General features: G+C 59.4%; 13 protein-coding genes. 4 read left to right on the top strand and 9 right to left on the bottom strand.

Annotation, left to right across the window (positions count from 1 at the left end; translation table 11 throughout):
* Window positions 1-24 precede the first annotated feature (24 nt).
* Complete coding sequence (locus AC13RM_RS30010; protein ID WP_015338486.1) at window positions 25-384, top strand: nuclear transport factor 2 family protein; 360 nt, start codon at window positions 25-27, stop codon at window positions 382-384.
* Window positions 385-640: 256 nt separating this feature from the next.
* Here the strand turns inward: AC13RM_RS30010 and pheT are convergent, their stop codons facing one another.
* The 6 genes from pheT to infC all read right to left on the bottom strand — a co-directional run bounded on the left by pheT (window position 641) and on the right by infC (window position 5,990).
* Window positions 641-3,064, bottom strand: a complete 2,424-nt coding sequence (gene pheT / locus AC13RM_RS30005) for a phenylalanine--tRNA ligase subunit beta (RefSeq protein ID WP_488556032.1) — start codon at window positions 3,062-3,064, stop codon at window positions 641-643.
* Window positions 3,065-3,080: 16 nt separating this feature from the next.
* Entirely contained in the window at window positions 3,081-4,163 is a 1,083-nt protein-coding gene (gene pheS / locus AC13RM_RS30000; RefSeq protein WP_285177032.1) for a phenylalanine--tRNA ligase subunit alpha, read from the bottom strand.
* A gap of 38 nt (window positions 4,164-4,201) precedes the next feature.
* Window positions 4,202-4,459 carry a hypothetical protein gene (locus tag AC13RM_RS29995; RefSeq protein WP_285177029.1) on the bottom strand — a complete coding sequence of 86 codons (258 nt, stop codon included), beginning with the start codon at window positions 4,457-4,459 and terminating at the stop codon, window positions 4,202-4,204.
* Between the two features lie 31 nt (window positions 4,460-4,490).
* Entirely contained in the window at window positions 4,491-4,895 is a 405-nt protein-coding gene (rplT, locus tag AC13RM_RS29990; RefSeq protein ID WP_113230157.1) for a 50S ribosomal protein L20, read from the bottom strand.
* A gap of 37 nt (window positions 4,896-4,932) precedes the next feature.
* Window positions 4,933-5,136, bottom strand: coding sequence for a 50S ribosomal protein L35 (gene rpmI, locus AC13RM_RS29985; protein WP_012759782.1), 204 nt, complete (start codon window positions 5,134-5,136; stop codon window positions 4,933-4,935).
* A gap of 317 nt (window positions 5,137-5,453) precedes the next feature.
* Complete coding sequence (gene infC, locus AC13RM_RS29980) at window positions 5,454-5,990, bottom strand: translation initiation factor IF-3 (protein ID WP_174176104.1); 537 nt, start codon at window positions 5,988-5,990, stop codon at window positions 5,454-5,456.
* A gap of 276 nt (window positions 5,991-6,266) precedes the next feature.
* Here infC and AC13RM_RS29975 point away from each other — a divergent pair, with 276 nt between their 5' ends.
* Window positions 6,267-7,079 carry an alpha/beta hydrolase gene (locus AC13RM_RS29975; protein WP_374824100.1) on the top strand — a complete coding sequence of 271 codons (813 nt, stop codon included), beginning with the start codon at window positions 6,267-6,269 and terminating at the stop codon, window positions 7,077-7,079.
* A 235-nt stretch (window positions 7,080-7,314) separates the two neighbouring features.
* Complete coding sequence (locus tag AC13RM_RS29970) at window positions 7,315-7,914, top strand: transglutaminase-like cysteine peptidase (RefSeq protein WP_374824103.1); 600 nt, start codon at window positions 7,315-7,317, stop codon at window positions 7,912-7,914.
* Between the two features lie 116 nt (window positions 7,915-8,030).
* On the opposite strand, the gene AC13RM_RS29965 is transcribed toward AC13RM_RS29970, so the two are convergent.
* Window positions 8,031-8,213 carry a hypothetical protein gene (locus AC13RM_RS29965; protein WP_095433676.1) on the bottom strand — a complete coding sequence of 61 codons (183 nt, stop codon included), beginning with the start codon at window positions 8,211-8,213 and terminating at the stop codon, window positions 8,031-8,033.
* A 245-nt stretch (window positions 8,214-8,458) separates the two neighbouring features.
* Window positions 8,459-9,442, bottom strand: a complete 984-nt coding sequence (mbfA, locus tag AC13RM_RS29960) for an iron exporter MbfA (protein ID WP_374824107.1) — start codon at window positions 9,440-9,442, stop codon at window positions 8,459-8,461.
* 265 nt (window positions 9,443-9,707) lie between these two features.
* Here mbfA and AC13RM_RS29955 point away from each other — a divergent pair, with 265 nt between their 5' ends.
* Window positions 9,708-10,175: a group III truncated hemoglobin gene (locus tag AC13RM_RS29955; RefSeq protein WP_374824110.1), complete on the top strand. Its 468-nt coding sequence runs from the start codon at window positions 9,708-9,710 to the stop codon at window positions 10,173-10,175.
* 71 nt (window positions 10,176-10,246) lie between these two features.
* On the opposite strand, the gene AC13RM_RS29950 is transcribed toward AC13RM_RS29955, so the two are convergent.
* Window positions 10,247-10,804, bottom strand: coding sequence for a DUF308 domain-containing protein (locus AC13RM_RS29950; protein ID WP_374824113.1), 558 nt, complete (start codon window positions 10,802-10,804; stop codon window positions 10,247-10,249).
* Window positions 10,805-10,842: the final 38 nt, after the last annotated feature.

The raw sequence follows: 10,842 nt of genomic DNA, 5'->3' as shown, positions 1-10,842 counted from the left end.
ATAACTCAAACGAGGAATGACGAGATGTCGGAAGAGCAGGCAATCCGTGCGGTTGTTCATCTCTATGTCGATGGCATGGCATTCGCGAACGAGCCGGCGCTGCGCAAGGCCTTCCATCCGCGGGCAGCGATCATCGGCAATTATCAAGGCGCGGTGGAATGGATGACGCGGGATGAATTCATCGCCGCGATCGTCGAGGAAGGCAGCGCCCCGCCCGGAACCATACCGCTGATGGAGATCGAGTTGATCGATATCGAAGGCGATGCCGCCAGCGTCAAGGTCGTCGACGAATTCGCCGGGATGCGGTTTTCGGACTATCTATCGCTGGTGAAGATCGATGGGCGGTGGAGTGTGGTGAACAAGGTTTATCATCTGCATCGGTAGAACCGGTGCTTTCGATATGCCGCACCTCTGATACCCCCCTCTGTCCCTTTCGGGACATCTCCCCCACAAGGGGGGAGATTGTTGGGAGTATGCCGTACGCTCATTCAAACCTAAAAAGCTTCCGCGTCTGCAGCTTCGATATTTGATTGAGGCAGGAAGGATTCCGCGAGTTAACCAATCTCCCCCCGTGTGGGGGAGATGTCGCGAAAGCGACAGAGGGGGGTGACGCACCCCTGGCAAACTCGGCCGCAGCCGATTACCCTCTGAGCACCCCACCCGTCGACTTCGTGACGTTTGCCACGATCTTGTGCGTCAGCGCCTCGAAATCCTCATCCGTCAGCGTACGCTCTGCCGGCTGGATCTGAACCTCGATGGCAATCGACTTCTTGCCTTCGCCAAGCGATGCGCCCTCGAAAATGTCGAAGACGTTGACGCCGGTGATCAGTTTGCGGTCGGCACCAACGGCGGCACGGATGATCGCTCCGGCTTCCACCGACTTGTCGACCACGAAGGCGAAGTCGCGCTTGACGGCCTGGAAAGGAGAAAGCTCCAGCGCCGGCTTGGTGCGGGTCGCCTTCTTCTTCGGTTCGGGCATGGCATCGACATAGACTTCGAAGCCGGCGAGAGCGCCGGAGACATCAAGCGCTTCCAACGTCTTCGGATGGAATTCGCCGAAATAGCCGAGCACGACTTTCGGACCCATCTTGATGGTGCCGGAGCGGCCGGGATGATACCAGGCCGGGCCGGCCTGCTCGATCTGGATATTGCCCATCGGCAAGCCGCAGGCTTCGATGACGGCCAAAGCATCGGCCTTGGCGTCGAAGACGTCGACCGGCTTGCCGCCGCCCTTGGTGGCGTTCGACCACATGCGGCCGGCGCCGGCAAGCGATGCCGTGCCGCGGCGAATACCGCCGGCAACGCGCCGCTGGCCCTCGGGCGTGTCGTTTTCATAGGTGCCCGAGACTTCGAAGATCGCGACGTCGCCATAGCCCTTGTCGGCATTGCGCTGCACAGCCGACAGCAGACCCGGCAGCAGCGAAGGACGCATGTCGGACATATCGGCGGCGATCGGGTTCGCAAGCTTCAGCGCGTTGGAGCCGCCGCCGAAGAGCTTGGCCTGATCTTCCGAAATGAAGGACCAGGTGACGGCTTCCAGCATGCCGCGCGAGGCGAGCGCGCGCTTGGCCGTACGAGTGCGGATCTGCAGCGTCGTCAAGATCTTGCCGTTCACAGCGGCGTGGCTGCTGAGCGGCTGTGGCTTAATATTGTCGACGCCGTGGATGCGCATGATTTCTTCGACAAGGTCGGCCTTGCCGTCGACATCCGGGCGCCAGGAAGGAACGGCAACCGAAATGCGCTCGCCCGAGCCGGAGACCGAGAAGCCGAGCTTCGTCAGGATCGACTTGCTCTCATCGGCCGAGACGTCGAGGCCGGTCAGGCGCTTGACTTCCGACAGCGGGAAATCGACGACCTTTGCGTCATAGCCCTTGTAGCCTTCGACGCGGGCCTTGGCAGCCGTGCCGCCGCAGCAGGCAAGCACCAGCTCGGTCGTGCGTTCAAGGCCGGGCACCATATATTCCGGATCGACGCCGCGCTCGAAGCGATAGCGCGCGTCGGTGATGATGCCGAGGCTGCGGCCCGTCTTGGCAATGTTCATCGGGTCCCAGAGCGCCGATTCGATCAGCACGTCGGTCGTATTCTCGTCACAGCCGGAATGCTCGCCGCCCATGATGCCGCCGATCGACTCGACACCATTGTCATCCGCGATGACGACGTTGCTGGCGTTGAGCTTGTATTCGCGCTCGTCCAGCGCCAGCACGGTCTCTCCGTCCCTGGCGCGGCGAACCACCAGATTGCCCTTGACCTTGGCAGCGTCGAAGACGTGCATCGGGCGACCCTGGTCGAAGGTCATGTAGTTGGTAATGTCGACCAGCGCGCTGATCGGACGAAGGCCGATCGCGAGCAGCCGCTGCTGCATCCATTTCGGGCTCGGGCCGTTCTTGACGCCGCGCACGAGGCGAAGCGCAAAGCCGGGGCAAAGGCTGGTATCGTCGAGCTCGATCTTGAGCTCGGTCGGCGTTTCGCCTTGGATAGAGAAGGTTGGCGTGAGGCGAGGCTTCAGCGTGCCAAGGCCGGAGGCGGCGAGATCGCGCGCAATGCCGTAGACACCGGTGCAATCCGGGCGGTTCGGCGTCAGGTTGATCTCGATGATTGGATCGTCGAGGCCGGTATAGGCGGCAAAGCTCGTGCCGACGGGCGCATCATCAGGCAGATCGATGATGCCGTCATGGCTGTCGGAGATTTCCAACTCCTTTTCCGAGCACATCATGCCGCGGCTCTCGACGCCGCGGATGTTGCCGATGGCGAGCGTCACGTCGATGCCGGGAACATAGGTGCCGGGGGCAGCGAAGGCGCCGACGAGCCCGGCGCGCGCATTGGGCGCGCCGCATACGACCTGAACGGGCGCACCGCTGCCGGTATCGACCATCAGCACCTTCAGGCGATCGGCCTGCGGGTGCTTTTCAGCCGAGAGAACCTTGGCGATGACGAAGGGTTTGAACGCGGCCTTGTCGTCGACCTCCTCCACTTCCAGCCCGATCATCGTCAGGCGGGCGCAGATCTCGTCGAGCGAGGCGTCGGTTTCCAGGTGCTCTTTCAGCCAGGAGAGTGTGAATTTCATGTGCTTTATCCCTTCCTTACGCGCTCAGACCGCCGAACAAAGTCGGCATGTCGAGCGGGCGGAAGCCGTAGTGGTTCATCCAGCGGACATCGGCGTTGAAGAAGTCGCGCAGGTCGGGCATGCCGTATTTCAGCATGGCAATACGGTCGAGGCCCATGCCCCAGGCGAAGCCCTGGTATTCGTCCGGATCGAGACCGCCGTAACGCAGCACATTCGGATGCACCATGCCGCAGCCGAGGATTTCCATCCAATCGGTGCCTTCGCCGAACTTGACGATCGGGCCGGAGCGGTCGCACTGGATATCGACCTCGAAGGACGGTTCCGTGAAGGGGAAGAAGGACGGGCGGAAGCGCATCGTCACATTGTCGACCTCGAAAAAGGTCTTGCAGAATTCTTCGAGCACCCAGCGGATATTGGCGACATTCGCCGTTTTGTCGATGACGAGGCCTTCGACCTGATGGAACATCGGCGAATGCGTGGCATCGCTATCCTGGCGATAGGTCTTGCCGGGGATGATGATGCGGATCGGCGGCTTTTGAGCTTCCATGGTACGCACCTGCACCGGCGAGGTGTGCGTGCGCAGCACCTTGCGCTCACCCTTCTCGTCCGGCTGGAAGAAGAAGGTGTCGTGCATTTCGCGGGCCGGATGCCCTTCCGGGAAGTTCAGCGCCGTGAAGTTATAGTAGTCAGTCTCGACATCGGGACCTTCGGCGATCGAGAAGCCCATATCGCCGAAGATGGCGGTGATCTCATCGACGATCTGACTGATCGGATGGATGCGGCCGCGTTCGGCCGGCGAGGAGCGGACCGGCAGGCTGACATCGACGGTCTCGGCCTTCAGCTTCGCCTCGATCGCCGCATCGCGCAGCTCGCTCTTGCGGGCGTTGATGGCATCGGTGACGGAATTCTTGAGAGCGTTGATTGCCGCGCCACGTGTCTGCCGTTCCTCCGGCGACATAGAGCCCAGCGTCTTCAGCAGCTCCGAGACCGAGCCCTTCTTGCCGAGCGCGGCGACCCTGACGGCTTCGATCGACTGCTCGTCGGTCGCCGCGGCCACCTCGGCCATGAGTTGGGTTTCGAGTGTTACGAGTTCCGTCATCTGGTCCTGCCTTGCGGGCGGCGGGCTTGGAACGCCGCTCATTCCGCGGAATAATGGATGAACACCCACATCAGACTGCTTGTGGCAACGATGAGGCGCTGCAGATCACTACCCATGTGGAAGCGGCCAATCAACCGGGCAAATGACAAAAACACGCCAAGAATGCGGTCCTTGGTATTTGCCGCCCGATGCGCGACCCATTTTTCGAGCCTCGCCCAACAAGGAAGCCTGACACGATGGAAAAGCGTATGCTGCAAACACAAAACCCGCGCCGGTTTCGCCAGCGCGGGTTTCATAATGAATTTACGAAAGACGTGCGAGGCAGCGTTAGTTAACGGCTGCTTCGAACTCGTTCTTCGTGCCGGCGTCCTTGAGGTATTCAAGCGCCTTCTTCGAAGCGGCGACGAGCGCGCCGAAAGCTTCCTGCTCATGGATTGCCATGTCGGAAAGAACCTTACGGTCGACTTCGATGCCAGCCTTGGTCAGGCCGTCGATGAAGCGGCCATAGGTCAGGCCATGCTCGCGGACGGCAGCGTTGATGCGCTGGATCCAGAGGGCGCGGAAGTTGCGCTTGTTAACCTTGCGGTCGCGATAAGCATACTGCTTTGCGCGGTCGACAGCGGCCTTGGCGGTACGGATGGTGTTCTTGCGACGGCCGTAGAAGCCCTTGGCTGCCTTCAGAACCTTCTTGTGCTTGGCGTGGGCGGTAACGCCTCTTTTTACGCGTGCCATTTCATGATCTCCTTAGTCTATAGCGTTACGAATAGTCTTAGAGACCGTTCGGCAAGTAGTTCTTGATAACCTTACGGCCATCCGGTTCTGCGAGAACCATGGTGCCGCGGGCATCGCGAATGAACTTGTTGCTACGCTTGATCATGCCGTGGCGCTTGCCAGCAGCGGCTGCCTTGACCTTGCCGGATGCGGTGATCTTGAACCGCTTCTTGGCAGAGGACTTCGTCTTCATCTTGGGCATTTTGCTACTCCTTCGATGCTTCCTGGCTTGCTTTGCTTAAAAGCCCTTCCCACAGATCCGGACTGGCCGGGCTGCAACAAGGTGCCGGAGCGTTTGTTGTTGAACGGCAGATACGGTGACGAACCGCTCCACCAGCATTCTGAACTGCCACGGCATGCCCTGCCGGTCAGTTCGGACGCGCGCTTATAACCGCACTTGCCCTGAAGTGCAACGGGCCAGACGCGGGAATCTTTGCAGATCGATGACAGCATCGACTCTGCTTCAGAAAAGGAAAAAGCCGCCCATGGGACGGCTCCGACCTCAACTCTGCTCGCGCCTCACTTGGGCGCAAGCACCATCATCATCTGGCGGCCTTCGAGCTTGGGCTCGGCTTCGACCTTGGCGATCTCGATCGTATCTTCCTTGACCTGCTGAAGCAGCTTCATGCCGAGTTCCTGGTGGGCCATTTCGCGGCCGCGAAACTTCAAGGTCACCTTCACCTTGTCGCCTTCTTCGAAGAAACGGCCGATCGCCTTCATCTTCACCTCATAATCATGGGTGTCGATGTTGGGACGCATCTTGATTTCTTTGACTTCGACGATCTTCTGCTTCTTGCGCGCCTCGGCGGCCTTCTTCTGGTTGGCGTATTTCAGCTTGCCCAGATCGAGGATCTTGCACACAGGCGGTTCAGCATTGGGGGAAATCTCTACCAGATCGAGACCGGCCTCCTCTGCCATTCTCAATGCCTGGTCGGTCGGGACGATGCCCATATTCGCGCCGTCGGCAGCGATGAGCTGAACCTTGGGAATGCGAATTTCCCTGTTGGAACGTGGCCCGTCCTTTACGGGCGCATCGGTTTTAAAGGGTCTGCGAATGGTCGTATTCTCCACGAATTGTTTCGGATAGCTGCAGCCTCTCGCTCCCCGTCGGCGCAACTGACGGAAATGTCGTAAAAGCTGTGTTGAAGTCAATAGCATGACAGCAGGAAAAAAGCACCTCCCGCGTGTCAATAGGGTGCCATGGAAGCGCGAGATGCGCGAAGGACACAGTATCTTTGCCAATTATATAGTGACCCCGGCAAAAAGATCGAGGATTTTTCAGGTCACGCGGACGCGAATCTGTTCTATAGGGCAGAAAATCCGGGAGTTTCCATGTCCGAGACCGCCACATCCATTCAGCCGATCTTCCTTCCCGTTGGCATGGGCGACAGCGAGCGCCAGATCGCCATCATCCAGCGCGCAGCCGGAAAAGGCGCCAGGAATGTCAGCTTCGTCTGGTTGTCCGGCTATCGATCCGACATGAGCGGCACCAAGGCCGTGGAACTGGATGCACTGGCGGAGCGGCTTGGTATCGGCTGCATCCGCTTCGACTATTCCGGCCACGGCCAATCCGGCGGCAAGTTCACCAACGGCACGATTTCGCGCTGGCTGGAAGAGGCACTTGCCGTCATCGACCATACCAAGCCGAAGAAGATCGTTCTCGTCGGCTCGTCGATGGGCGGCTGGATCGCACTCAGGGTCATTCAGGAACTGCGCAAGCGCAAGAAGGCAGTCGCCATCGCCGGCCTCGTGCTGATCGCGCCCGCGCCCGATTTCACCATCGACCTCATCGAGCCGAACCTTTCCGATGTCGAGCGGCGCTCGCTGGCGGAGCGCGGCTATTTCGAAGAACCTTCGGAATACAGCCCCGAGCCGAACATCTTCACCCGCGCCCTTATCGAGGACGGCCGCGCCAATCGCGTGCTGACTGGCATCATCGAGACTGGCTGCCCCGTGCATATATTGCAGGGCATGGAGGATGCCGACGTGCCTTTCTCGCATTCGTTAAAGCTGGTCGAGCACCTGCCGGCAGACGATGTGGTGTTAACACTTGTGCGTGACGGCGATCACCGCCTGTCGCGGCCACAGGATCTCGAGCGCATGCTCACTGTGGCCGAGACATTGGCGCTGCATAATACGCCGTAAAAACAAATAGATATCTGCCAAATACTCAGCGCCCGGCCTCCTTTTTCGGCCGCCTCGAGCGTGCGCTTGCGTAATCGCAGGCAGCAGGAAATTGTGGCGACTATCTCCTTGATTGTGCCGAAATTAACCATATGAGCCGGTTCCGGTGTTAACACTTAAGTAACGATTGACTTTGCGCACCCCCCTACATTAACAATTTGTTAACAAATGCAGGGACGATACAAGGATAGTGGGCGTGCGTATTAAGGGCTTGTTGATTGCCTTCGCTGCTATAGTTGCGATGTCGTCGGCGGCGATGCCGGCACCTCAGCAGGGCGTTTCGATGACAGTCGGCAACGTGACATCCCAGCCGATCGGACACTACGACTTCTGCCAGAGACATACCGACGAGTGTGGCCCGACCCGCAATATTGGACCGGTCGAGATGAACGCGGCCTCCTGGGCTCTCGTCAACCAGATCAACCTGCGCGTCAACAAGACGATCCGCCCGGCGACCGACATGGAAGTCTACGGCCAGGAGGAATATTGGGAATATCCGAAGACCGCCGGCGACTGCGAGGATTTTGCCTTGCTGAAGCGTAAGCTCCTGATGCAGAGCGGCATTTCCGCCTCCAACCTGTTGATGACGGTCGTTCGCAAGCCTGATGGCGAAGGACATGCGGTGCTGACGCTGCGCACTAAGCAGGGCGATTTCATCCTCGACAACCTTGAGGACGAGATCAAGGTCTGGACCAAGACCCCCTATTCCTACCTGAAGCGCCAGGCGAGCTTCAATGCCGGCCGCTGGGTCACCATCGAGAACGGCAACGACGTCTTGGTCGGCGCAGTCAAGTAAGCGCAAGCCAATTCCCGTTACACAAGAAGGCCGGCCCAACGGACCGGCCTTTCGCTTTTCATCACATATGAAAACGTCCCTTACTTTCCGGTAAGGGCGAATTGGTCATCACCACGTCAATGGTTCTTATGGCTTTGCTGGCCTGCCTTGACGTGTTGCTCGTGGGAACCACCTCGGGAGCCGCCAGAGTGCTGCTCGCGGGAGCCAGAAGAGGCATTCCGGGTGTTGCTCTCCATGTTCTTGTGGCTTTGCTGGCCAGCTTTGACATGTTGTTCGTGGGTTCCACCTTGGTTTGCCATTGGATATCTCCTTTGGTTTGCTGTCGAGGCCAAGAGCGGCCTCGTGTTGCTAACCGATAGCAACGGAAGGCGTTCCGACTTTTAACATTTCGTGATCCGAGAGTGCCCTCGCCCCGCCGGGGAGGACAAAACATCGACCATGCCTTCATCGCCGGCCCTTCACTTGAGCATCCTGAGCCTCCCGAAGGGGCATTCGACGCTCGAAACGATAACCGGATCGTTTCGTCGGCTTCGCCGAACGCGTCTCACCCATTTCCGATCAGAATGCCGGCGCCGAGCACCAGCGAACCGCCGAGGACGACCTGGAAGGCAGCCCGCAGGAACGGCGTTTCCATGTACTTGTTCTGAATGAAGGCGATGGCCCAGAGCTCGAAGAAAACCACCACGGCCGCGGTAATCGTGGCCGTCCAGAAATGCGGGATGAGGTAGGGCAGCGCATGGCCAAGGCCGCCGAGCGCGGTCATGATGCCGCAGGCAAGGCCGCGCTTGATCGGCGAACCGCGACCGGAGATCTTGCCGTCGTCATGGGCTGCCTCGGTGAAACCCATGGAAATGCCGGCACCGACAGACGCCGAAAGGCCAACGAGAAAGGTCTGCCATGTCTGCTGCGTCGCAAAGGCGGCGGCAAAGATCGGCGCGAGCGTGGAAACGGAGCCATCCATCAGGCCGGCGAGACCCGGCTGCACATAGGTCAGCACGAACTGGCGGCGTGCCTGTGCATCCTCCTCGTGCTTGACCTCTTCCGGCGTATGCTTCTCGCCAAGCATGCGGGCGACGTCTTCATGGCCCTGCTCGGCAAGCGCGAGATCACCGAGAAGCTGGCGCGTCGAGGCGTCGGAGACCTGCTTGGCCGCCTCGACATAGAAATTATAGGCCTGCTGCTCCATTGCCTCGGCTTCGTCGCGCATGGCATCGAGGGAGAGGTTCTTGCGCAGCCAATCCGGCTTGCGCTCGTAAAAGCCGCACACATGCTCGCGCCTGATCAGCGGAATGCGCTCGCCGAAGCGGCGGCGATGCATATCGATCAGCGTCTTACGATGGCTATCCTCGACCTCGGCCATATCCTCGAAAACCTTCGCGGACTTGGGATAATGCGGGCGGAGCGTATCGGCATAGGCGAGATAAATGCGGGAATCATCCTCTTCCGCCGCGATGGCAATCGCCAGGATCTCCTGTTCGGAAAGCGAGGTGAAAGGACGTTTGGACGGGCGGAACAAGCCTAACAGCATCGGAGACAACCTTATGACTTTAGAATTATTCTAAATCTAAAGTGAGCGCTTGCGCTGGTCAAGCGCGGAGACGTCATTGCGGAGGAAAAATCGTGCCGGAAAATTTGTGCCCCGCCGAACGAGGCCGCAGAAAATAGCAGCGCGACTTTGACAGATTGCCGCAACATCTCCATGACGTCTTGGTCGCAGTGAAAAATTGCATACATAGGGGATCTGAAAGACGTCGGAGCAGCGGTTTTTGACGCGCCGGCACTCGGAGAACATTATGGAAAACGAGATACAGGCCCGCGCCGCCCATCTTGCCGGCATCCGCGAAAAGGCCGAAGCGGAGATGACGCGGATGGGCATCGATGCCGCCTTCATCGACAGGCTGGTCGACACATTCTATGGGCGCGTTCAGGCACATCCCCGGCTCGGACCGGTCTTCGACGGACGCCTTGCCGGCCGCTGGTCCGAGCATATGGAAAAGATGAAGCGCTTCTGGTCCTCTGTCGCCTTCAAGAACGGCGCCTATGGCGGCAAGCCGGTGCAGGCGCATCTCGGCGTCGAGGGCATGGCCGCGGACCTTTTTCCGGAATGGCTGACGCTCTTCTCCGAAACGCTTGCCGATATCGCGCCTTCCAAGGAGGCAAGAGACTGGTTCATGGCGACGGCCGAGCGCATCGCCAAGAGCCTGACACTCTCACTCTTCTATAATCCGGCGCTGGACGATCCCGCGAGGACGACGGCTTAAGGCAAAGCGATATCCGCTCTTTTGACGGCGGCAAGTCATTTCAAACACGCCGCCGCAGGATCAGGCAGCGCCTATGCTTGTGCTTTGCGATGGGCCGCCACCGCAAGCCAGATTGCGGAAAGCAGGAAGTAGAAGGCTCCGAATGCCGCATAAGGAACGATATCCAAAATCGTCGGCACGACCGTGCCGAGGGATCGACTGAGCATGAAACCGCCGGCAAGCGCCGACTGCGCACCGCTCAAGATCATCACCCATTGAGCGCCATAGGTACGCCAGCGTCTTACGCCGGTATAGAGTTGCAGCAGCCCCGAGAGGATCGCCCAAGCCCCAAACACGGCCAGAACGGCGTAGGTGCTATTGGAGATGGCTACGACAACGGCGAGCGCCGTGACAATGCTGACGACAACATTCAATGTTTGGGACGGATTGACCTTCAGGCCGCCGTTAACGCGGGCGTCGACCAGATTGGCGAGGGCATCCCAGACAGGATAGATAACCAGCAGAAACGCGGCGGATGAGGGTTTTGCGCTGAGGACGATCGCGGCTGAAATCCAGGCGATCGAGAACAGGGCACGTGTAAAATAGTACGACTGCAGCCAGTTGGACTGGGGTGAAATGCGGCTTTGCATCGGTAGGCTCCTTGTATTTGCCTACCTACTAGTAGGAA

It is taken from the genome of Martinezella sp. CNPSo 3732 (genome assembly GCF_057784515.1).
Note: the sequence above shows the minus strand (reverse complement) of the source record. Positions and strands in the feature narration are given on the sequence as shown.